We start from the raw sequence: 20956 nt of genomic DNA on the forward strand, positions 1-20956 counted from the left end.
ACCCGATGCACATAAGCGTAATCTTATGGAAACGAAAACTCAATTGGCAAAGCTGGGCCTTTTTGACGCGAAAGTACCGCGTTACACAAGTTACCCCACGGCACCGCACTTCAAGAACAACGTGACGCCGGATCTTTTCGGCGATTGGATCTCTGCGATCAAAGATGATTCGCAGATATCGCTTTACGTGCACGTGCCCTTCTGCCGACGCCTCTGCTGGTTCTGCGCTTGCCGAACCCAAGGCACCGCGAGCGCCTCGCCCGTTGCGGCCTATGTCGAGACGCTGAAACAGGAACTCGAGATTCTCAAGGCAAGCCTGCCCTCCGGCGTGACGCTTTCGCGCCTGCATTGGGGCGGTGGTACGCCAACGCTCCTTGAGCCGGGCATGATGGAAGACCTCGCCGGGGCGATCTTCGATGTCGCGCCAATGGCGCCGGATGGCGAATTCTCGGTCGAAATCGACCCGAACGAGATCGACGACGCGCGCCTCTCCGTCCTGTCCAAATCCGGCATGAACCGCGCTTCCATCGGGGTGCAGGATTTCGACGACGAGATTCAAAAGGTTATCGGCCGCATCCAAGGCTATGACGTGACCCGCGACGCGGTCGAGATGATCCGCGCCCACGGCGTTCATAGCCTCAACGCCGATATCCTCTACGGCCTCCCCCACCAGAGTCAGGCCCGCATCACAGAAAGCGTGCAGAAACTCCTCTCGCTCTCGCCTGATCGCGTCGCGCTCTATGGCTATGCCCATGTGCCGTGGATGGCCAAGCGCCAACAGCTCATCCCCTCGGATGCCCTGCCAACGCCCGAAGAACGGCTCGACCTGTTCGAGACCGCGCGCAAGCTCTTCATGTGGGACAATTACAACGAGATCGGCATCGACCATTTCGCCACCAAGGAAGACGGCCTCTCGGTTGCCCTCGAAAACGGCACCCTGCGCCGTAATTTCCAAGGCTACACCGACGACACATCTGAAGTTCTGATCGGCGTCGGCGCCTCCTCGATCTCGCGCTTCCCGCAAGGCTACGCCCAAAACGCCCCCGCAACCTCGGCCCATACCGCCGCGATCCGCGAAGGCCGCTTCTCAACAGCGCGCGGCCACGCCTTCATGGGGGAAGACAAGCTGCGCAGCCGGATGATCGAAATGCTCATGTGCGACTTCCGCACCCAGAACGACGAGCTGATCGAGACCTTCGGCCTGACCCCGGCGAAGCTGCAAAAGCTCTACCAGCCGCTGATTCAGGGCTTCCCGGACATGCTCAAGGTAACGCCGAACGGTGTCGAAATCCCCGAACACGCCCGCCCGCTGACGCGGATGATGGCGCGTGCGCTCGACGCCTACGACATGGATCAGGCAGGGCATAGCTCGGCGATCTAAAAGCCGCTACCCTGCTACCCTGCTACGGCTATGCGACTGGTCTCTTTCAACGTGCAGAACATGCGACTGCGCGGGTCCCGCCTCGACGGGGCCCGCGATCGCGACCTGCCCGAAGATCTCGGCCCCGCAGCCCCGCTTCTCGACGACTATGACCGCCGCCTGACCGCGCGTGTCCTCGCCGAGGCGAATGCCGATATCATCGCGCTTCAGGAAGTCTTCGACCAAAAGACCCTCGACCATTTCCACGACGCCTTCCTCCTGCCCACAGGCACCGCCCCCTACCCGTTTCGCACCTGCCTGCCCGGCAATGACGGGCGCGGGCTGGATGTGGCGCTCCTGTCTCGCATCGCGCCGCGCTCGGTCACGAGCCACGCCGCCCTGACGCCCGCCGATCTCGCCCTGCGCACCCCCGCCGGGGTCAATCCCCGCGCACCGCTGTTTCGCCGTGACTGCCTCGAGATCGCCTTTGACGGGCTCACGCTCTTTATCTGCCATTTCAAGGCGCCCTACCCCGATGTCGCCGCGACATGGCCCATTCGCAACCTCGAAGCCCGCGCCGTGCGCTGCCTGATTGAGGCTCGCTTTGAAACGCCCGCATCCGCAAACTGGCTCGTCCTGGGCGATCTGAACCGCCCCCGCGCCGAAGACCCAGACGCGCTCCAGCCTCTGACCGAAGGCTTTGGCATCGACCTCCTCAATCGCCTGCCGCGCGGCAGCCGCTGGAGCTATCACAATGCCCATGAAGGCTATACCGCGCGCCCTGACGCACTCATCGCCTCGCCAGCATTGGCCGCGTCCAATCCCGAAACCGTGCCGCGCCTGATCCGTTCCGGCCTCGGGCACGAGGCGACGGCCTACAAAGGCGACCGCCTGCCCACCGTGGGCACCCACCGTCCCCACGCCTCGGACCATGCGGCCCTCGTCCTCGATCTCGACATATCCTGACGCGCAAGGATTCTCGAAATCGCTTCGCCGCCCTACAAATCCGGTGCCGCCGCCAGCAATTTTCGCGTGTAGTCGGTCTTTGGCGCGGCAAACACCTCCTGCGCCTCGCCCGCCTCGACCACATCACCCGCCTTCATCACGATGATCTTGTGGCTCATCGCCCGTACAACGTGCAAATCATGGCTGATGAACAGGTAGGCCAGCCCGTATTTGCGCTGCAAATCCCGTAGCAGGTCCACGATCTGAACCTGCACCGTCATATCGAGCGCCGAAGTCGGCTCGTCCAAGACCACGAGCTTCGGGCGCAGGATCATCGCCCGCGCAATCGCGATCCGTTGCCGCTGACCGCCGGAAAACTCGTGCGGATAGCGGTCCATCGCCGCCGGGTCGAGCCCGACCTCCTCCATCACCTCGGCCACAAGCTCCCGCTCGCTGCGCCCCGCATCATGGCCATGCACGCCCAATCCCTCGGCGATGATCTGTTCGCAGGTCATCCGCGGGCTCAGGCTTCCGAAAGGGTCTTGAAACACTATCTGCATATCCTTGCGCAGATTGCGCAGTTCCTTGGTGTTCCACTGGCGGATATCCTGCCCGTCGAACCGCATGCCCCCTTCCGACCCGATAAGCCGCATGAGCGCGAGCGCGAGCGTCGTCTTGCCCGACCCGGATTCCCCCACGATGCCAAGCGTCTCGCCCGCCCGCACGGAAATCGTCGCATCGTTGACGGCCTTCACATGGCCCACCGTGCGCCGGAAGAACCCCTTCAGGATCGGGAACCAGACCCGCAGGTTCTCCGTCTGAGCCATCACCGGCGCATCCGTCGTCACAGGGTCCGGCGCGCCCACGGCCCGCGCCGAAAGAAGCTTTTTCGTATAGGCATGCTGCGGGTTGGCGAAGATTTCTTTCACCGGCCCCGCCTCGACGATCTCACCGTCCTTCATCACGCAAACCTTGTCGGCGATCCGCTGCACAATCCCAAGGTCATGGGTGATGAACAAAAGCCCCATATCCTCGGTCTCTTTCAACTCCGCCAGAAGCTCGAGAATCTGCGCCTGAATGGTCACGTCGAGCGCCGTGGTCGGCTCATCCGCGATAAGGATATCCGGCTTGTTGGCAAGCGCCATCGCGATCATCACGCGCTGCCGCTGTCCGCCCGAGAGCTGGTGTGGATAAGCCCCAAGGCGGCTTTCGGCATCGCGAATCCCGACCCGCTCGAGCAACTCAAGGATACGTCCCCGCGCCTTGTCGCCCGATAGCCCCTGATGCAATGCAAGGCTCTCGGCGAGTTGCTTTTCCAACGTGTGCAACGGGTTGAGAGAGGTCATCGGCTCCTGAAAAATGAACGAGATATCATTCCCGCGCACCTTGCGCAGCCGTCTCTCCGGCGCGCCGATCATTTCCTGACCGTCATATGTGATCGAGCCCTGCACCTCCGCGCTCGGCCCGAGGAGCGACACCGTGGACAAGGCCGTGACCGACTTCCCCGACCCGCTCTCGCCCACAAGCGCCACCGTCTCGCCGCGATCCACGCTGAAGGACACGCCCTTGACCGCCTCAACGCTCTGCCCGTCCTGTCGGAACGCCACACGCAGGTTCTTGACCTCAAGGATACTCATAGACCGATGACTCCGTTTAGCACGAAGATGCCCCAAACCGTGCCCCCCGCAACGATCGCCAGACCGAGCCAGCCAAATACCTGCCGCCGCATCCGCGCGGCGACCGCATAAACCGCCGAAACCAGCGTCGGCGCAAGAAGCGCCGCCTCCGGCCCCGTCATCCCCGACCGCACCGCCTCAATCCCGGCCCACGCAAGGATCATCAGCGACATCACCATCGCCGTCCCCGCAAGGCCATTGATCTGGCACTGGGCTTTGCTCTCACAGACAGGCGCGCTCATGAAAAGGTCTTCCTCGGATCGAACGCATCCCGCACGCCTTCAAAGATAAAGACCAGAAGCGAGAGCATGATGGCAAAGGTGAAAAACGCAGTGAAGGCAAGCCACGGCGCCTGAAGGTTCTGCTTCGCCTGAAGCGTCAACTCGCCAAGGCTCGGCGCTGTCGAGGGCAGGCCAAAGCCAAGGAAATCCAAGCCCGCCAAAGTCGAAATCGTCCCCGTGACGATAAACGGCAGCATCGTCACCGTCGCCACCATCGCATTGGGGAGCATATGGCGGAACATGATGACCCGGTTGCTCACCCCCAACGCCTTCGCCGCGCGCACATACTCAAGGTTCCTTGCCCGCAGGAACTCGGCCCGGACAACCCCGACAAGCGCGGTCCATCCGAACAACACCGTGAGCAAGACAAGGAGCCAGAAACTTCGCCCCAGAATGGCGAACAGGATGATGATGACATAAAGGCTCGGCGTCGAAGACCATATCTCGATCACGCGCTGGAAAATAAGGTCGATCCAGCCGCCGAAATAGCCCTGTATCGCGCCTGCAATAATCCCGATCACGCTCGCCAGCGTGGTCACAACAAGCGTGAACAGGATCGAAAGACGGAAGCCATAAATCACCCGCGCCACCACGTCGCGCTTGCGGTCATCCGTCCCAAGCCAGTTATGGCTGCTCGGCGGCAAGGGTGCCGCGCCGGGCTGATTGACGGGCGTATCATAGGAATAGGGGATCGGCGGCCAGAGCGCCCAGCCCTTCTCGAACCCGTCTTCGGCATAGGTGCCCGCCGCGACCTCTTCGACAATCGCCTCCGGCTCGTCGAAACAGAATTCGACACCCCCCGTCGCGATCAGACACTGCACAACCGGGTCTTTGTAATCCGCTTCCGTTCTGAAATCGCCGCCAAACGCCGTCTCCGGATAGAACTTTGCCACCGGCGCATAGATCTCGCCCCGGTAGGAGACGAGGATCGGTTTGTCATTGGCCAGAAGCTCGGCAAAAAGCGAGACGAAAAACGCGATTGAGAAAATGATAAGTGACCAATACGCTCGCCGGTTGCGCTTGAAATTCCGCCAGCGCCGCTGGTTCAGAGGAGACAATGCCATCAGCCTTCCCTCTTCTCGAAATCAATACGCGGATCGACAAGCACATACATCATGTCCGACAGAATCCCGACCACGAGGCCGATCAGGCCAAAGATGAACAATGTGCCGAAAATGACCGGGTAATCCCGCGCCACCGCCGCCTCAAAGCCAAGCCGCCCCAACCCATCGAGCGAAAAGATCGTCTCGATGATGAGCGAGCCGCCAAAGAACACCCCGATGAACACCGCCGGGAACCCCGCGATCACGATGAGCATCGCATTGCGGAACACGTGCCCATATAGGACACGCCCCTCGCTCAACCCCTTGGCCCGCGCGGTCATCACATAGTGCTTCTTGATCTCGTCGAGGAACGAATTCTTGGTCAAAAGCGTCAGCGTCGCAAAGGCCGAGATCGTCGAGGCCGCCACCGGCAGCGCGATATGCCAGGCATAGTCCGCGATCTTGCCAAAGAAACTGAGCGTCTCGAAATCGTCCGAGGTCAGCCCCCGCAGCGGGAATATCTTCCAGTATGACCCGCCCGCGAACAGCACCAACAACAGGATCGCGAACAGGAAGCCCGGGATCGCATAGGCCACGATGATCGCCCCCGAGGTCCATGTATCAAAGGGCGACCCATCCTTGACCGCCTTGCGAATACCCAACGGGATCGACACCAGATAGGCAATGAGCGTCGACCAGAGGCCAAGCGTGATCGACACCGGCATCTTCTCGAGAACAAGGTCAATCACGCTGATCTTGCGGAAATAGCTCTCCCCGAAATCAAGCCGCATGTAATTGCCAAGCATGGTGAAAAACCGCTCAAGCGGTGGCTTGTCGAACCCAAACTCCTTCTCCAGCTCGGCGATGAATTCCGGCGGCAAGCCCTGCGCACCCGCATATTTGCTGCCGCCTCCGCCGCCGCCGGTAAATTCCTCGGTCTCAAGGGTAGTCGCATCCTGTCCGCCGCCCGCAAAGCCTTCGAACACGTCGCCCTGCCCTTGGATTTGGGCGATGACCTGTTCGACCGGCCCGCCCGGAACGAATTGCACAAGGGTGAAGTTGATGATCATGATCCCAAGAAGCGTCGGGATGATGAGCAGCAACCGTCGGAGAATATAGGCGCCCATGCGGCCGTTACCTCAATGCGCCGGCGGCTTTGAGCTCTGCCGCCTTATCCGCGTTGAACCACCAGAAATCCAGAACCCCAAGCGCATAGCGCGGCAGCGGTTCGGGATACTCATACTGATCGAAATACGCGACCCAGCTCGAGTCGTTATACCAGACCGGGATCATGAACCGCTCCCAGCGCAGCACCCGGTCCAGTGCCATAAGCGCCACATCGCGGTCCTCGCTGGTCTCGGTCTCGAGCGAGATATTGATGATCTTGTCGACAAGCGGGCTGGCAAGCCCCGCCGGGTTGAAAAGGCTGAACGCCGCCTCGTCCGATCCATAGCGCTGCATGAGGCCCGTGCCGGTATCAAGGAACGCCACATAGCTATCATAGATGAGGTCATAATCCCGGTCCCGCTCACGTAGCGTATATTGCGCCGGATCGACCTTCTCCATCTCCGCCGCGATCCCCATCTTTTGCAGGTTCGAGACAAAAACCTCCACAAACGCGCCAAGCGTCGCCGAGGACGAAGACGGGATCGGGAAGTTGATCGTCAGCAAATCGCCCTCCGCATTGCGCCGCATCCCGTCATCGCCGACGGCCCAACCCGCCCCATCCAAGAGCTTCATCGCGGTGCGCAGGTTGCGCCGGTCAATCTCGCGCGCGGGGCTCGAGCTATGCGCCATCACCGCCGGTTCGTTGAGGATTTCCTCCGGAACAAGGTCGCCAAGGCTCTCGAGCAACGCCCGCTCCTTGCCTTCCGGCACGCCCTTGGCCTCGGTCGGCGCGCCCTGCACGAAGGAATGGCGCTGTTTGAAAAGGCCATATTGCAGCGATTCATTGGTCCATTCGAAATTATAGGCAAGCGAGATCGCCTCGCGCACGTCGCGATCCTGAAGCGTCTCGCGCCCGAGGTTGAAGATGATGCCGGTCGGGGTCGGCGGGGTGCCATCCGGCAACTCCTCCTTCACGACCCAGCCCTTCGCGATCCCCGGAAATTCGTACCCGGTCGCCCATTGCTTGGAATTGCCTTCGCTGCGGAACGTGTATTCGCCTGCCTTGAACGCCTCGAACGCAGCCGAGTCATCGGCGAAATACTCGATGCGGATACGGTCGAAATTGTGCCGCCCCTGATTGATCGGCAGGTCCGCGCCCCAATAGTCAGGGTTGCGCTTGTAGACGATGCGGCGATTGATGTCGTAGCTCTCGATCATATAGGGGCCAGAGCCGGGCGACACCTCCATCCGCGGCTCGTCCAGCCGCGCGCCGGTTTCTTCGTACCACGCCTTGGACCAAACCGGCACACCGCCCACTTGATCGATAAGGCTGCGCCGCGAAATCCCCTCCGCAAAGGTGAACTTCACCGTGTGATCGTCCAAAGCCTCGGCGCTCAACACCCGCTTCTTCACCGCCTGCGCATAGGACGGCAAGCCCTGTTCCAAAAGAAGATTATGGCTAAACACCACATCATGCGCCGTCACCGGCGTGCCGTCCGCAAACCGCGCCTCGGGGCGCATATGGAAAATGACCCAGGTCTTGCCCTCGTCATACTCAAGGCTTTCGGCCAATAGCCCGTAGGATTCGCCATAAGCATCCGCCGGCGCGCCGCCACCCGAGGCCGGCATCTCCCCCAACAGGCTTTCATACATCATCCAGCTATAACGCCCCGCGCGGCCCTTGCGGCTATAGGGGTTGAGCGAATCAAACGTCCCCGGCGCCCAGAGCGAGATTTCTCCGCCCTTGGGCGCGTCCGGATTCACATAGTCGAAATGCGGGTAGTCCGCCGGATAGGTCAGGTCGCCGAAATAAGAATAGCCATGGCTGCGGATGATCCCATCCTCCTCCTGGCTTCTGACCTGCCCCGCCGCGATCATCACGCCAAGTGCCGCCGCCCCGGCAACAAGCCATCGCCCAAGAAGGGCGGGCATCGGTCTCTGGGCTACTGCGGCACGCGATCGGGACATGGCTCTTCCTCTGACTGTCGGATGATCTGGATCATTCTCGTTGCCGGTCAAGCTAATGGTCAGGCGCCCCCCTGTTCAAGGCAGGAATGGCTCAACACCCCGTGAAATAGCGCGAAACGCTGTCCCGTCTTCCTCTTGCCCGAAATATCCCGGGGTGAATTGGGCCAAAGGCCCAAGAGGGGCTGGCCCCTCCCCCCGACCGCCACAAAGAAAAAGGGCCGCTGCATCGCTGCAACGGCCCCCGAATTCTGGCTCTCGCGCCCGATCAGTCGTCGAGGCTGTCGAGATAGGCGATGAGGTTCGCGCGATCCTTGGCTTTGCCAAGACCGTTGAAGGACATCGCAGTGCCCGGCGCAAAGGATTTCGGCTTCTCGAGGAAGGCGTCGAGGTTCTCCGGCGTCCACACATCGGCCACGGCCACGAGGCTGCCCGAATAGCCAAAGCCATCAACCGACCCCACGGCGCGATTCACAACACCAAAGAGGTGCGGACCAGTGCCGTTTTCACCGTCTTCAACCTTGTGGCAGGCGCGGCATTTGCCGAACACCTTGGCGCCCTTGCCCACATCAGCAGAGGCCAGCAATTCTTCGAGGGTCGGCTCGGCTTCTGCCGCTTCGTTGCCGCCTTCATCTGCGCCTTCGACCTCGATCACATAGGCTTGCTCGGCGTGATCGCCGTGGCCACCGGCACCTGTGTGATACAGAACCTCTGCACCCCATTTGCCGAGAAGGAAGATAAGCAGAGCGCCGCAAAATGCGCCCAGCGTCTTGGTCATTGTCATCGTGTCAAACATGCTACGGTTCCGTTTCGTGGCGTTTGCCGGGTATCTATCCGCTTCCCTGCCTCGAACGCAAGGTGTAGTTAGCGCGACCAATGGGTCAAATTGCCCAAGAAGCAGGAAAATTTACCAATGACGAACCGCATCGCTTTCCAGGGGGAACCCGGCGCCTATTCGCATCAGGCCTGTCACGAGGCCCGCCCCGACATGGAGGCCCTGCCCTGCGACACCTTCGAAGAAGTGATCGACGCGGTGCGCTCGGGCGCAGCCGATCTTGCCATGCTGCCCATTGAAAACACGACCTATGGCCGCGTCGCCGACATCCATCGCCTGCTCCCCGAAAGCGGGCTGCATATCGTGGACGAGGCCTTTGTACGCGTGCGCATCGCGCTGATGGGCCTGCCCGGCGTGCCGCTTGACGAGATCGAAACCGTGCGCGCCCACCTTGTCCTCCTGCCGCAATCCGCGGGCTTCCTGCAACGCCACGCCATCAAGGGCACCGCCGCCGCCGATAGCGCGGGCGCGGCGCGTGAGCTCGTCGCCTCGGGCATCCGCTCGCAAGGCGTGCTTGCCTCAGAACTTGCCGCCGACATCTACGGTCTCGACGTGCTCGCCTCCGATATCGAGGACCACGGCCACAACACGACCCGCTTTGTCATCATGTCGCGCGAACCCGACCATAGCCGCCGCGGCGAAATCGCGATGATGACCACCTTCGTCTTCGAGGTCCGCAACATCCCCGCCGCCCTCTACAAGGCGATGGGCGGTTTCGCGACCAACGGTGTCAACATGACCAAGCTCGAAAGCTACATGGTCGACGGAAACTTTACCGCGACCCGCTTCTATGCCGATATCGAGGGCCATCCCGACGATCCGCCCGTGCGCCGCGCGCTCGAGGAGTTGGACTATTTCACCAACTCCCTCAACATCCTCGGCGTCTACCCGGCGGCCGCGCCCCGGCACCTCGACTAGGCGCGCGACGCGCCCTGCGCGCACTCTGTGAAATAGGTCTCGCCGTGACGCTGCACGGCGAGCGCCGTCGCCGCCAAGGCGCCAACGCCAAAGAACTCTCCCGCCTCTTCGAGAATCATGATGACGCCCCGAAGAAACTCGGCCTCTTCGGGCAAGGCGATACAGAGCATATCAAGCCCGATCCCACCCCCGACCAAGAGAGCAAAGGCCCAGAACACCGCAAGGAGAATCCCGCCATCCCCTGCCCGTCTGCGCCCAAGGCTCCAGACCAGAAGCAGCACGAAAAACGCCCCGGCAAGCGCCCAGGCGAGGATTTCTCCACTGTCTTGCGCCCGCACGAACGGCAAGGCTCCAAGGTCGAAAGACCGCACGAGAAACGCGCCAAACCTCTCATGATATTGCAGGGAATCATCGGCAAGAATGAAGACCATCACCACGCCAAGCACGAAGAGAAGCCGCCCGCGATGCCGCGCATAGGCCGCGAGAAACATCGCCGCACCAAAGAACTCCACCGTGAAGCAGACCGTTTCCCCGAAACTGCCGTCCCGGTCTAATCCGATGACATCGCGGAACCCGCGCACAGCAACAAGATCGTCAGGCATTTGCGAGAATAGAAAGACCACAAGGTCCGCCCCGGCAAACGCGAGGATCACAAACCCAAGAGCCGCAAAAATGGCCCCTGCAAGGCCCCGCGTGACCGGATCGCCCGCCGCAAGAGCAACGAGCCGCGCCATATCGGCCCGCATCCTCAAATGGCGTTGCCATTGCATTGGCAAAGACGTCGCAGCACCCCGTTACGCCATCTTCGCGGCGCGATCTTCCATGTCGCGTGCCACGGTCGCGAGGCGCTGCTCGAACCGTTTCATAACGCTGCCCCGAGCAAGCTTGAAAGACTGCAACAAGAGCCGCGCCGAAAGCGTCTGTGGCTTGAGATCCGCCATCAGGCTAAGCCGGGTACGGGTCTTGGAGAGCGCCACAAGCATGAACTCGACCTGAGCATCCATGCCCTGCATCTTGACCGCGAGGGTGATCTGGTTGGGGCGCTCAAACTCGGTGATCTCAATACGCGCCTTGCGCGGTTTGCCACGATACTTGAACGATGCCGTCCAGGTCGCGCCAACGCCCTGCTTTTTGCTGGCATCATCGCGTGAAATTTCGATTCCACGGCGCAAGGCCGACCGTTCATGGCGCTCGAAATCGACAAGCATGTCGAAGACTTTTTCGATCGGTGCCTCGAGATCTTCCTTGGCTTTGAACTTCATCACTCGCCCCTCATGGTCTTCTCAACAGCGCGCGTTTCTTTTCCATGTCCAATAGTCGCTAACCAAGCCTGTCCGCAAGCCAGTTGCGCAGGATAAAATGGGCAATTGCGCCCTTTCGCGCGGGTTTAAGCACCGGATGCTGCCCGGCAAAGGCGGCCATCATCTCTTCGCGACTGACCCAGATCGCGTCCTCGATCTCCGCCGGGTCAATGGTGATCTCCCGGCCCAGCGCCTCACCGCGACATCCGAACATAAGCGACGCCGGAAAGGCCCAAGGCTGACTCGCAAGGTAGTCGACCGCCCCGACCCGCACGCCCGCTTCTTCAAAGACCTCGCGCCGCACCGCCGCCTCGAGCGTCTCGCCAGGCTCCACGAACCCCGCGAGAAGCGAATACATCCCCTCCGGCCAGCCGGGACTGCGCCCCATCAACACGCTGTTGCCATGGGTGATGAGCATGATGACAACCGGGTCCGTGCGCGGGAAATGCGAGGCGCTGCAAGACGGGCAATCCCGCTGCCAGCCCGCCATCGACATCGCGCTCTCGGCGCCGCAACGGGCACAGAACCGGTGCGAGCGATGCCAGAGGAACAAGGCCCGCGCCGTCGCCGCAAGCTCCGCATCCCGCGCGTCGAGCCGCGTCATCACGCCCCGCAATTCGGCAAAGACCTGCCCCGCCTGCAAATCGGGATGCTGCTGCTCGCTCGGATCGAAGAACCCTTCAAGCGCCGCCTTGTCAAACGCCTCCGGCTCCCAAGCCGAAATATCCGTCGCGAAACAGCCGCCCGTATCCTCAAGACCAAGGAAAATCGGCTCCGCCCGCGCCGCGCCCAATGCCGGATGATCAAGCGGCAGACGCACGAGCCTGTCGCGTCCCTCCCCCTCGACAAGCGGTTTGCCACGCCAAAGCACGATGGTCCGGCTTGCCTTGTCCTGCCGAAGCTGTCCCAGATCGCCGCGCAAATGCGCCGCCCGGTCAAGCCCCGATCCTCCGAATGTCACCGTTTCGGCATGTCTCATGCGCGTGCTCCCTGCCTGCTGCCAAAGACATGACATGCCTGCCCGCTTTCCTCAACAACCCCCTGAATCTGAACTTCTTTGCAATTGCCCCCTTTCCGCGTCGCAAGTTTCTGCTAGATACAGTGATAGAGTGTTTACGCGCCCCAATTCACACGTATAAGGCGATTTCGTGAGACCGACTTCCCCGCCCGCGCCCGACGCGCCGCACATCCCTCTGACGCTCTTCGCGACGAGCGATGTGCATGGTCATCTCCTGTCCTACGATTACGCGGCCGATCAACCCGCCGAAGCCCCCTCGCTCGCCCGGATTGCCACGCTTCTGACCCGCGAACGCGCGACGACACGCAATTCGCTTTTGTTCGACAATGGCGATTTCCTGCAAGGCACGGCACTTGCCGATCTCTTCGCCGACCACCCCGTCTCCGACGAGCGCCGACACCCCGCCATCGACGCCATGAACGCGCTTGGGGTGGATGCTGCCGCGCTTGGCAACCACGAGTTCAACCTCGATCTCGAAACGCTCGCCTCGGTGCTTGCCACCGCGCAGTTTCCCCTGCTCTCTGCCAATCTGCACCCAACCGAAAGCGCCCCCGACGCGCTGCGCGGCCTGTGGCAGCCAAGCATCCTCCTCCCCCGCGACCTGACCGATACGGATGGCGTGACACACCGCCTGACCATCGGTGTTTTCGGTGTCCTGCCGCCGCAGGTCGTGCTCTGGGATCATTCGCGGATTGGCGACGCCCTGACCTCCGAGGACATGATCGACGCCGCCACCCGCGCCATCGCCGACCTGCGCGCCCAAGGTGCAGACCTCGTGATCGGCCTTTGCCATACCGGCATCGACACTGCGCCCGCCCGCCCCGGCATGGAAAACGCAGGCCTTCATATCGCCGCCCTGCCCGGCCTCGACGCGATGGTCCTTGGCCATACCCACCTGCGCTTTCCCGCGCCCGACGCGCCGAACCACCCGGCCATCGACGCCACACGCGGCACCCTGCACGGGGTGCCCGCCGTCCTGCCCAACGCCGCAGGCGGCGCGCTTGGTCGCATCGACCTGCGCCTCGCCCAAAGCGACACCGGCTGGCAGGTGGTGGACGCCCAGTCGCGCGCACTCCCAACGCGTGACACGCCCGAAGACCCCGCCCTCCTCGCGCGCCTCGCGCCCGCCCATGACGAGACCCTGACCGCGATCCGTCGCCCCATCGGCACCCTCGCGCAGCCGCTGCATAGCTTTTTCGCCCCCCTGCCCGGCTGCGACGCACTGCGCCTCGTGGCCGAGGCTCAGGCCGCCTACCTCGCAACGGTCTTCCAAGACAGCCCCCTCGCCGACCTCCCTCTGATCTCCGCCGTCGCGCCGCAAAAGGCCGGAGGCCGTGGCGGGCCGGGGCACTTCACCAATGTCGCCGCCGGTCCCGTCGCCATGAGCCACGTGACCGACCTACAGTATTTCCCCAACGATCTCGCCGTCCTGCGCCTGACCGGCGCCGAGATCGCGGACTGGCTCGAGATGGCCGCAGGGTTCTTCCACCAGATCACCCCCGGCGATGGCGACCAGCCGCTGACCGACCCGGCCATCCCGGCCTACAACTTCGATACGCTCTACGGCCTTACCTACGAGATCGACCTGACCGCCCCGGCGCGCCTTGCCGCCGATGGATCGCTCGCCGCCCCCGAAAGCCGCCGCATCCGCGCGCTCTGCCTGAATGAGGCGCCGCTCGCGCCCGACGCCGACCTCCTTCTCGCGGTCAACACCTACCGCGCGGGCGGTGGCGGCTATTTTCCCAACGCCACCCCGGCCAAAACGGTCTACGAAGACACCACCAAAATCCGTGATATCGTCGCCCGCCACATTTCCGAAACCGGCGGCGCGCCCGGTCTGTGGCCCGACCCGTGGCGCTTTACCCCGATTTCCGGCGCGGCAGGCGTGTTTGACACCGCGCCCACGGCAGCGACCTATTTCGACGCGATCCCCGGCCTGACCGCCCTCGGCCCGACCGAGACAGGTTTCCTGCGCCTGCGCTATGATTTTCCCGCCTGACGCCCGTCTTGCACTCGCCGCCGACTCCCCCTATATCGGCGCTTGAGGGGTTGGCGCGGGCAAGCGCCTCGCCAACCTGGTCAGGACCGGAAGGTAGCAGCCACAACGAGCCCCGCTTGGGTCGATGTCCAACCTCTCACCTAAGCGTAGTCCCGAAGGGAATGCGCGAAAGCCGATAGGCGGGTGTGCCCTGCGAACCCTGCCGAAAGGCCACGTCGGGTTCTGCCGCAGGCAGGTTCCGACGGCCCGATAGGCGGGTTTGCTTGCAAACCCTGCCGAAAGGGCGCCCATCTAAACACCCGGAGGATACATGACGATTGTAGCACCCTTCCGGGCCGTCGCTGTCTAAGTAGGATAGCCACCGCCCGACCGTTTTGAACCGCATTGCCGCGCCCCGCGCCGCCATGCCGTGACTCATTTCGTATCGGGACCAATCCATTGACTGAATATTCCCTGACCGACCTCGGATGGTCGGCCCCCTTCCGCGCGCAAACCACCGCCGAAGACCTCTCCAACGTGGCCCGGATCACCTCCGTCGCCCGCGACCGCCTCTTTGCCCTCTCGCAAACCGGCCCCCAGACCCTCTTGCCCGCTTCGGATAGGACCACCGCCGCCTATGCGGTGGGCGACTGGGTCGTGACAACACCGGACGGCACGCGCATTGCGCGGACGCTCTCCCGGCAAACCGCGCTCACCCGCCGCGCCGCAGGCACCGGTGCCGAAGCACAGCTCATCGCCGCCAATGTCGATACGCTCGGCATCGTCACCTCCTGCAATGCCGATTTTAACGAGGCGCGTCTCGAACGCTTCCTCGCATTGGCGGCAAGCGCCGGAAGTCTGCCGCTGGTCATCCTGACCAAGGCCGATCTCTGCGACGATCCCCGCGCGTTTGCGCGCCGGGCCGAACGCCTTTCGCCGCTGGTCACGGCCCTCGCCCTCAACGCCACCGATCCGCTCGAGACCGAGATGCTTGCGCCGTGGTGCCGCACCGGGCAAACCCTCGCGCTTGTCGGCTCGTCGGGCGTCGGCAAGTCGACCCTGACCAACGCCCTGACGACCGAGGCCCTTGCCACCCAAGGCATTCGCGAAGACGACGCCAAAGGCCGCCACACGACAACATCGCGCGGCCTCTACCAAACCCGTTTTGGTGGTTGGCTCATCGACACGCCCGGCATGCGCGCCCTGCGCCTGACGGACGCCGCCGAAGGGATCGACGCCGTGTTCGACGATATCGACACGCTGGCCCGATCCTGTCGTTTCTCCGATTGTCGCCACGAGACCGAACCGGGCTGCGCCGTGCAGGACGCCATCGCCTCGGGCGCGCTCTCAGAGGATCGCTTGCACCGCTGGCAGAAACTGCGCCGCGAGGACGCCCATAATAGTGCGACCCTCCACGAGGCCCGCGCCCGCGACAAGGCGTTCGGTAAGATGGTCCGCCGGGTCATGGCCGAGAAACACAATCGCAAAGGCTGAGGCACCCACGTCTCAGCCCGCGCCAAGGGTTTTCCAGAACCCTTGGCCAAGCGATTTCCAAATCGTTCCCCCCGCAAGAACACGCTGGGCAACTGTCTTGGCCTGAACTACCCTCTGCGCTGCGCCGCATGTCGTGGCGCACGCAAGCCCTCTATGTCCCCGACCGGCGATGACATGACACCGTTCAAAGCCTATGCCCGCCGCCTCTTTCCTACCGCGCTCCAGACCGCCGCTTGCGCCGCAGTTTTGCATACGACCCTCGTCGCCATCTTCGCCCGCCACATCGGCCTCGAATCCCTCCATATCGCGGCCATAAGTTTCCTGTTCGTGCTGGCCCTCGCCTTGCCCGGCGGCGCTGTTCTGCTTCTGACGGTCTGGGCGCTCCGGCTCGGCCGCACCGCCGCCTTGATCCTCTTCCTGGTGACGATTGAGGCTCTTGCCATCGCGCTCGAGATGTATGGCTTTGACATCGGCCTCGAGGATGTGTCTTGGCAATATGGCTTGATTACCCTGCCCTCTGCTGTCGTCGCATGGCATGGCTCGGTCTATCAGGTCGCGAAACACGCTGGTGCGAAAGGTTAACGAAAACCGCGCTGCCCCATTTCACACGGACGCAATACCGACGTAATACCGACGCGATACAGATACGAATTTTTCACGTTAACCCAATGTGTTAGAGGCCCAATCCGCCTGCGCCTCCGTCTCCACTGCGCAAGGCCGCACGGCCCGTAAACGCGCCAGCGCCGCCTCCGGTTCCTCTCCCATCTCAACGAGGAGCCGCATCACCGCCATCCCCGACCGCCCGCACCCGCCAAAGCAATGCACAAGGACGCCGCCGCCCTGCGCCAGAACCGCCCTCGCGCGGCCTGCACTCTCCGGCCAAAGACAGGCCGTTCGCCCCATTGGCGCACCAAAGTCTCGGATCGGCAGGTGAATGCGCCCGATCCCTGCCATGGCAAGGTCATCTGCGAACCCCGCCGCGCCGACGCGGCCAAGTTCCGGCGTCTCGGTCATACTCAGGACAAGGCGCGGCCCCCACGCAAGGATCTCTTTGAAATCACTTGCATAATCTCCGAACCGCCCCGGCGCGGGACAGATGCCGATCCGCCCCGATCCGGCCTCAAGCGCCGCGATCGCAAAGCTCATCGCTGCGCCCGCGTGGCGCGTCGCGCTTGGCTGACCCGCATGATCTGTCTCCTCGTTCTAGCCCTATGTTCATAGCGCGAATGCCACCGTCACACCAAGACCCATGCGGCGTTTCATCCCGTGACAGGCCCGGGCCTGCCCGATACGGTCGCGCGATCATCCGGAGGAGACCCCATGACCCGCATTCTGACCGCGCTCGCCGCCCTTCTGGCTCTCGCGCTGCCCGCCACTGCCGACCCGTTGCAAGTCACCGAGGTCGCGCCCGACACCTACGCCATCGTCGGCCCCAAGGAGCAACGCAACCCGGAAAACCTTGGAAACAATGCCACTTTCGGCCTCGTCGTCACCTCCGAAGGCGCCATCCTCATCGACGCAGGCGGCAGCTACAAAGGCGCCGAGGCCCTGCATACCGCCATCAAATCCGTCACCGACAAAGAGGTGGTCCACGTTATCAACACCGGGGGTCAGGACCACCGCTGGATCGGCAACAGCTATTGGCAAGACCAAGGCGCCACGATCATCGCTTCCGAGGATGCCATCGCCGATCAGAAGGCCCGCGCCTCGATGCAGCAAACCATGCTCTCGGCGCTCCTGAAGGATGCGTTGGCGGGCACCAAACCCGCCCATGCCAATGTGACGTTTGAGACGGAATACGACCTGACCCTCGGCGGGCGCAGCCTCGAAATCCGCCACCCCGGCGCCGCTCATACCCCCGGCGAAAGCTATGTCTGGCTACCCGAAAGCGGCGTCATGTTCACTGGCGACCTCGTCTATGTCGAGCGCATCCTCGGCGTGATGGACTTCTCTTCCTCCCGCGAATGGATCGAGAGCTTCGAGGCCATGGCAGACCATGATCCCGAGGTGATCGTCCCCGGCCACGGCCCCGCCACCGATCTTGCCACGGCGACGCGCGATACCTATGACTATCTCGTCAACCTGCGCACCCAGATGGCCGAGCATATCGACAACGGCGGCGACATCCTTGGCGCTGTCGAAGTGGACCAATCCGCCTTCGCATATCTCGAGCAATTCGACCAACTCGCCCGCCGCAATGCCCAGGAAGTGTTTTCTCAGATGGAATGGGAGTGATTTCCTTCTAGGATGACCCCATGAGCGACAAAACCGAAGACGCCGCCGAAACCCGGACCCGCTGGGCCGAAGACCGCACCATCATGGCCAATGAACGCACCTTCTCAGCTTGGATGGGCACTGGGCTCGGCGCGGTAGGTGTCGCCGTTGGTCTCAAGGCGGTGTTCGGCGAGTTTGACCCCACCTGGGCGGCCAAGGCGGTGGCCTCGCTTTTCCTATTGGTGGCTCTTGTGATCTTCTGGTCGGCCCGCCGGCAGGCCTGCCGCACCCTGCGACGCTTACAGGACGAGGACTCCGAACCCATGCCCACCCGCGGCTTTACCCGCCTCGCCACTCTGATGAGCCTCGCCACCCTCGGAACAGGTGCCATATTATGGGCGCTCTGAGGTGGACCTTGGCCTCTCCTGACCGTAACCTCTGACTGTTCTGCCGATTCCTGTGCAAAGGCTCTCCATGACCGACACCCCCGAGAAAGGCTATCAGGTTCTCGCCCGCAAATACCGCCCCGAGACCTTCGCCGATCTCGTCGGGCAGGACGCCATGGTGCGCACACTGAAAAACGCCTTCGAGGCCGACCGCATCGCGCAGGCCTTCATCATGACGGGCATCCGCGGCACCGGCAAAACCACGACCGCGCGCATCATCGCCAAGGGGATGAACTGTATCGGCCCCGATGGTGAGGGCGGCCCCACAACCGAGCCTTGCGGACAATGCGAACACTGCACTGCCATCATGGAAGGCCGCCATGTCGACGTGATGGAGATGGACGCCGCCTCGCGCACGGGTGTTGGTGATATCCGCGAGATCATCGACTCGGTCCACTACCGCGCCGCGTCTGCGCGCTACAAGATTTACATCATCGACGAGGTGCACATGCTCTCGACCTCGGCCTTCAACGCTCTGTTGAAGACGCTCGAGGAACCGCCCGCGCATGTGAAGTTCATCTTCGCCACAACCGAGATTCGCAAGGTGCCGGTGACGGTCCTGTCGCGCTGTCAGCGGTTCGACCTGCGCCGTATCGAGCCCGAGGATCAGATCGCCCTCCTGCGCAAGATCGCGACCGCCGAAAGCGCCGAAATCACGGACGACGCCCTCGCCCTCATCACCCGCGCCGCCGAAGGCTCGGCCCGCGATGCGACCTCGCTTCTCGATCAGGCGATTTCCCACGGCGCGGGCGAGACGACCGCCGATCAGGTGCGCGCCATGCTGGGCCTCGCCGACCGGGGGCGCGTGCTTGATCTCTTCGACATGATCCTGCGCGGCGACACCGCTGCCGCCCTTGGCGAGCTCTCCGGGCAATATGCAGACGGGGCCGATCCCATGGCCGTGCTGCGCGACCTCGCCGAGATCACCCATTGGATCAGCGTTGTGAAGGTGACGCCCGACGCCGCCGACGATCCCACGATAAGCCCCTATGAGCGCACCCGCGGCGCCGAGATGGCCGAGAAACTGCCGATGCGCGTCCTGACCCGCATGTGGCAGATGCTCCTCAAGGCGCTCGAAGAGGTCGCCGCCGCGCCCAACGCCATGATGGCCGCAGAGATGGCCGTCATCCGTCTGACCCACGTCGCTGACCTACCGAGTCCCGAGGACCTCGTGCGCAAGCTTCAGGACATGCCCGTTCCGCCCCCCATGCCGCCGTCCGGTGGCCCGGGCGGTGGTGGCGCCGCACCCTCCGGCGGCGGCGGTGGCGCGACGGCCTATGGCACGTCGCGGACCTCTGGCGCCTCAGGTGGCCCGGTCACAGCACTGGCACAGGACGCCGAACATGCGCTCGCCCGCTACGCGACCTTCGACCACGTGCTCGAACTGATCCGCGACAACCGCGACGCCAAGCTCCTGATGGATGTCGAAGCCGACCTGCGCCTCGTCTCCTACCGTCCCGGCCGGATCGAGTTTCAACCGACCGACAACGCCCCTTCCGACCTCGCCCAACGTCTCGGCGCGCGGCTGCAGCACTGGACCGGCAACCGCTGGGCCGTCAGCATCGCCAATGCGGGCGGCGGCGAGACCATCGTCGAAAAGCGCAACGCCGCCCAGAACGCCCTCGAACAGGAGGCCCGCGCCCATCCGATGGTGCAGGCCGTCCTGAGCGCCTTTCCAAAGGCCAAGATCACCGATATCAAGACCCGAAAGGAGATCACCGCTCAGGCCGAAGCCGAGGCGCTTCCCGAGGTCGAAGACGAATGGGATCCGTTCGAGGAGGAGTGAGCCCAAAGACTCTGCCCCTAGTCCGCTAGGATATCCTGCGTGCCAAGCACCCTGCCATAGCTCATACCCAGCGATGCCATATAGGCCGCGTGGACCTGATCTGCAGCCACACTGACCTCGCCAAATTGCGTCTCCTTTGCACCGCAAGCATCCGCTGCAACCGTCACAGCATAGCCAAAATCTGCCGCCGCCCGAGCCGTAGCGTCAATGCACATCTGGCTCATCGCCCCACAGATCACCACCTCTTCGATCCCCGCCGCAGACAAACGCGCCTGTAAATCCGTTGCGTGAAAGCTGTTCGGCCGGGCCTTGGTGACCACCGCCTCCCCCGCCTGCGGTGCGACGCTGGGATGAATCTCCGCGCCTACTGTGCCGGGCCGAAAAAACGGCGCCTGCGGGCTGGCTTCATGGCGGATATGCACCACCAAATCGCCTACCTGCCGTGCCCGCGCCAACAACTGTGCGGCATTCTGGGCCACAGTATCCATCTGCGAAACGGGCCACAGACCACCGTCAAAGTAATCGTTCTGAATATCCACAAGGATAAGCGCTGTCTTGGTCATCATTTTGTCCTCTGCATTCTTGCGAC

Annotated in this window: 20 protein-coding genes and 1 other RNA gene; 10 read left to right on the top strand and 11 right to left on the bottom strand. The window is 63.1% G+C overall.

The genetic code is table 11. The features are described 5' to 3' along the window. Positions 1-25: 25 nt before the first annotated feature. Positions 26-1381 (top strand): oxygen-independent coproporphyrinogen III oxidase, encoded by a 1356-nt coding sequence (gene hemN / locus MK745_RS00635; protein WP_243611338.1) that lies wholly within the window; start codon positions 26-28, stop codon positions 1379-1381. 30 nt (positions 1382-1411) lie between these two features. Beyond that, positions 1412-2326, top strand: a complete 915-nt coding sequence (locus MK745_RS00640; protein WP_243611339.1) for an endonuclease/exonuclease/phosphatase family protein — start codon at positions 1412-1414, stop codon at positions 2324-2326. Positions 2327-2358: 32 nt separating this feature from the next. On the opposite strand, the gene MK745_RS00645 is transcribed toward MK745_RS00640, so the two are convergent. The 6 genes from MK745_RS00645 to MK745_RS00670 all read right to left on the bottom strand — a co-directional run bounded on the left by MK745_RS00645 (position 2359) and on the right by MK745_RS00670 (position 9173). Continuing rightward, complete coding sequence (locus MK745_RS00645; protein WP_243611340.1) at positions 2359-3942, bottom strand: ABC transporter ATP-binding protein; 1584 nt, start codon at positions 3940-3942, stop codon at positions 2359-2361. Further along, positions 3939-4223, bottom strand: coding sequence for a hypothetical protein (locus MK745_RS00650; RefSeq protein ID WP_243611341.1), 285 nt, complete (start codon positions 4221-4223; stop codon positions 3939-3941). The genes MK745_RS00645 and MK745_RS00650 overlap by 4 nt, the downstream gene beginning before the upstream one ends. Continuing rightward, positions 4220-5326, bottom strand: coding sequence for an ABC transporter permease (locus MK745_RS00655; RefSeq protein WP_243611342.1), 1107 nt, complete (start codon positions 5324-5326; stop codon positions 4220-4222). The genes MK745_RS00650 and MK745_RS00655 overlap by 4 nt, the downstream gene beginning before the upstream one ends. Next, positions 5326-6432: a microcin C ABC transporter permease YejB gene (locus MK745_RS00660; RefSeq protein WP_243611343.1), complete on the bottom strand. Its 1107-nt coding sequence runs from the start codon at positions 6430-6432 to the stop codon at positions 5326-5328. The genes MK745_RS00655 and MK745_RS00660 overlap by 1 nt, the downstream gene beginning before the upstream one ends. Before the next feature lie 7 nt (positions 6433-6439). After that, the gene (locus MK745_RS00665) at positions 6440-8380 is read right to left on the bottom strand and encodes an extracellular solute-binding protein (RefSeq protein WP_431978956.1); all 1941 of its coding nucleotides are present in this window, start codon (positions 8378-8380) and stop codon (positions 6440-6442) included. Between the two features lie 265 nt (positions 8381-8645). Next, positions 8646-9173, bottom strand: a complete 528-nt coding sequence (locus MK745_RS00670) for a c-type cytochrome (RefSeq protein ID WP_243611344.1) — start codon at positions 9171-9173, stop codon at positions 8646-8648. A 117-nt stretch (positions 9174-9290) separates the two neighbouring features. Here MK745_RS00670 and MK745_RS00675 point away from each other — a divergent pair, with 117 nt between their 5' ends. Further along, entirely contained in the window at positions 9291-10130 is an 840-nt protein-coding gene (locus tag MK745_RS00675) for a prephenate dehydratase (protein ID WP_243611345.1), read from the top strand. Here the strand turns inward: MK745_RS00675 and MK745_RS00680 are convergent. From MK745_RS00680 to nudC, 3 genes are read right to left on the bottom strand one after another with little or no spacing between them, the layout of a single operon-like run. After that, positions 10127-10864, bottom strand: coding sequence for a hypothetical protein (locus MK745_RS00680; protein ID WP_243611346.1), 738 nt, complete (start codon positions 10862-10864; stop codon positions 10127-10129). The two genes, MK745_RS00675 and MK745_RS00680, sit on opposite strands and share 4 nt — an antisense overlap. Before the next feature lie 60 nt (positions 10865-10924). Continuing rightward, positions 10925-11392 carry an SRPBCC family protein gene (locus MK745_RS00685; RefSeq protein WP_243611347.1) on the bottom strand — a complete coding sequence of 156 codons (468 nt, stop codon included), beginning with the start codon at positions 11390-11392 and terminating at the stop codon, positions 10925-10927. A 58-nt stretch (positions 11393-11450) separates the two neighbouring features. Continuing rightward, positions 11451-12410 carry an NAD(+) diphosphatase gene (gene nudC / locus MK745_RS00690; RefSeq protein ID WP_243611348.1) on the bottom strand — a complete coding sequence of 320 codons (960 nt, stop codon included), beginning with the start codon at positions 12408-12410 and terminating at the stop codon, positions 11451-11453. Positions 12411-12579: 169 nt separating this feature from the next. Here nudC and MK745_RS00695 point away from each other — a divergent pair, with 169 nt between their 5' ends. The 4 genes from MK745_RS00695 to MK745_RS00710 all read left to right on the top strand — a co-directional run bounded on the left by MK745_RS00695 (position 12580) and on the right by MK745_RS00710 (position 16503). Beyond that, a complete protein-coding gene (locus MK745_RS00695) occupies positions 12580-14448 on the top strand; it encodes a bifunctional 2',3'-cyclic-nucleotide 2'-phosphodiesterase/3'-nucleotidase (protein WP_243611349.1) in 1869 nt (622 codons plus the stop codon). Positions 14449-14491: 43 nt separating this feature from the next. Beyond that, an RNA gene (gene ffs / locus MK745_RS00700) (signal recognition particle sRNA small type) lies at positions 14492-14590 on the top strand. Between the two features lie 296 nt (positions 14591-14886). Then, on the top strand, positions 14887-15921 hold the full coding sequence (gene rsgA / locus MK745_RS00705; protein WP_243611350.1) for a ribosome small subunit-dependent GTPase A: 1035 nt from the start codon (positions 14887-14889) through the stop codon (positions 15919-15921). A gap of 174 nt (positions 15922-16095) precedes the next feature. Continuing rightward, a complete protein-coding gene (locus MK745_RS00710) occupies positions 16096-16503 on the top strand; it encodes a hypothetical protein (protein WP_243611351.1) in 408 nt (135 codons plus the stop codon). A gap of 78 nt (positions 16504-16581) precedes the next feature. Here MK745_RS00710 and MK745_RS00715 read toward each other — a convergent pair whose 3' ends face one another. After that, complete coding sequence (locus tag MK745_RS00715) at positions 16582-17067, bottom strand: protein phosphatase (RefSeq protein WP_243611352.1); 486 nt, start codon at positions 17065-17067, stop codon at positions 16582-16584. 174 nt (positions 17068-17241) lie between these two features. On the opposite strand from MK745_RS00715, the gene MK745_RS00720 reads away from it, so the two are divergent. The 3 genes from MK745_RS00720 to MK745_RS00730 all read left to right on the top strand — a co-directional run bounded on the left by MK745_RS00720 (position 17242) and on the right by MK745_RS00730 (position 20367). Continuing rightward, positions 17242-18156 (top strand): MBL fold metallo-hydrolase, encoded by a 915-nt coding sequence (locus MK745_RS00720; protein ID WP_243611353.1) that lies wholly within the window; start codon positions 17242-17244, stop codon positions 18154-18156. A gap of 20 nt (positions 18157-18176) precedes the next feature. After that, positions 18177-18542 carry a YidH family protein gene (locus MK745_RS00725; protein WP_243611354.1) on the top strand — a complete coding sequence of 122 codons (366 nt, stop codon included), beginning with the start codon at positions 18177-18179 and terminating at the stop codon, positions 18540-18542. Positions 18543-18609: 67 nt separating this feature from the next. Then, complete coding sequence (locus MK745_RS00730) at positions 18610-20367, top strand: DNA polymerase III subunit gamma/tau (RefSeq protein WP_243611355.1); 1758 nt, start codon at positions 18610-18612, stop codon at positions 20365-20367. 17 nt (positions 20368-20384) lie between these two features. Here MK745_RS00730 and MK745_RS00735 read toward each other — a convergent pair whose 3' ends face one another. Continuing rightward, on the bottom strand, positions 20385-20930 hold the full coding sequence (locus tag MK745_RS00735; protein ID WP_243611356.1) for a cysteine hydrolase family protein: 546 nt from the start codon (positions 20928-20930) through the stop codon (positions 20385-20387). Between the last annotated feature and the right edge of the window lie 26 nt (positions 20931-20956).

The organism is Shimia aestuarii (assembly GCF_022814865.1).
Lineage (GTDB): Bacteria > Pseudomonadota > Alphaproteobacteria > Rhodobacterales > Rhodobacteraceae > Shimia > Shimia aestuarii_A.

What these genes read in the sequence shown, in the direction of transcription:
- hemN (WP_243611338.1), top strand. Translation starts at nt 26, where the DNA reads ATGGAAACGAAAACTCAATTGGCAAAGCTGGGCCTTTTTGACGCGAAA.
- MK745_RS00640 (WP_243611339.1), top strand. Translation starts at nt 1,412, where the DNA reads ATGCGACTGGTCTCTTTCAACGTGCAGAACATGCGACTGCGCGGGTCC.
- MK745_RS00645 (WP_243611340.1), bottom strand. Translation starts at nt 3,942, where the DNA reads ATGAGTATCCTTGAGGTCAAGAACCTGCGTGTGGCGTTCCGACAGGAC.
- MK745_RS00650 (WP_243611341.1), bottom strand. Translation starts at nt 4,223, where the DNA reads ATGAGCGCGCCTGTCTGTGAGAGCAAAGCCCAGTGCCAGATCAATGGC.
- MK745_RS00655 (WP_243611342.1), bottom strand. Translation starts at nt 5,326, where the DNA reads ATGGCATTGTCTCCTCTGAACCAGCGGCGCTGGCGGAATTTCAAGCGC.
- MK745_RS00660 (WP_243611343.1), bottom strand. Translation starts at nt 6,432, where the DNA reads ATGGGCGCCTATATTCTCCGACGGTTGCTGCTCATCATCCCGACGCTT.
- MK745_RS00665 (WP_431978956.1), bottom strand. Translation starts at nt 8,380, where the DNA reads ATGTCCCGATCGCGTGCCGCAGTAGCCCAGAGACCGATGCCCGCCCTT.
- MK745_RS00670 (WP_243611344.1), bottom strand. Translation starts at nt 9,173, where the DNA reads ATGTTTGACACGATGACAATGACCAAGACGCTGGGCGCATTTTGCGGC.
- MK745_RS00675 (WP_243611345.1), top strand. Translation starts at nt 9,291, where the DNA reads ATGACGAACCGCATCGCTTTCCAGGGGGAACCCGGCGCCTATTCGCAT.
- MK745_RS00680 (WP_243611346.1), bottom strand. Translation starts at nt 10,864, where the DNA reads ATGGCGCGGCTCGTTGCTCTTGCGGCGGGCGATCCGGTCACGCGGGGC.
- MK745_RS00685 (WP_243611347.1), bottom strand. Translation starts at nt 11,392, where the DNA reads ATGAAGTTCAAAGCCAAGGAAGATCTCGAGGCACCGATCGAAAAAGTC.
- nudC (WP_243611348.1), bottom strand. Translation starts at nt 12,410, where the DNA reads ATGAGACATGCCGAAACGGTGACATTCGGAGGATCGGGGCTTGACCGG.
- MK745_RS00710 (WP_243611351.1), top strand. Translation starts at nt 16,096, where the DNA reads ATGACACCGTTCAAAGCCTATGCCCGCCGCCTCTTTCCTACCGCGCTC.
- MK745_RS00715 (WP_243611352.1), bottom strand. Translation starts at nt 17,067, where the DNA reads ATGAGCTTTGCGATCGCGGCGCTTGAGGCCGGATCGGGGCGGATCGGC.
- MK745_RS00720 (WP_243611353.1), top strand. Translation starts at nt 17,242, where the DNA reads ATGACCCGCATTCTGACCGCGCTCGCCGCCCTTCTGGCTCTCGCGCTG.
- MK745_RS00725 (WP_243611354.1), top strand. Translation starts at nt 18,177, where the DNA reads ATGAGCGACAAAACCGAAGACGCCGCCGAAACCCGGACCCGCTGGGCC.
- MK745_RS00730 (WP_243611355.1), top strand. Translation starts at nt 18,610, where the DNA reads ATGACCGACACCCCCGAGAAAGGCTATCAGGTTCTCGCCCGCAAATAC.
- MK745_RS00735 (WP_243611356.1), bottom strand. Translation starts at nt 20,930, where the DNA reads ATGACCAAGACAGCGCTTATCCTTGTGGATATTCAGAACGATTACTTT.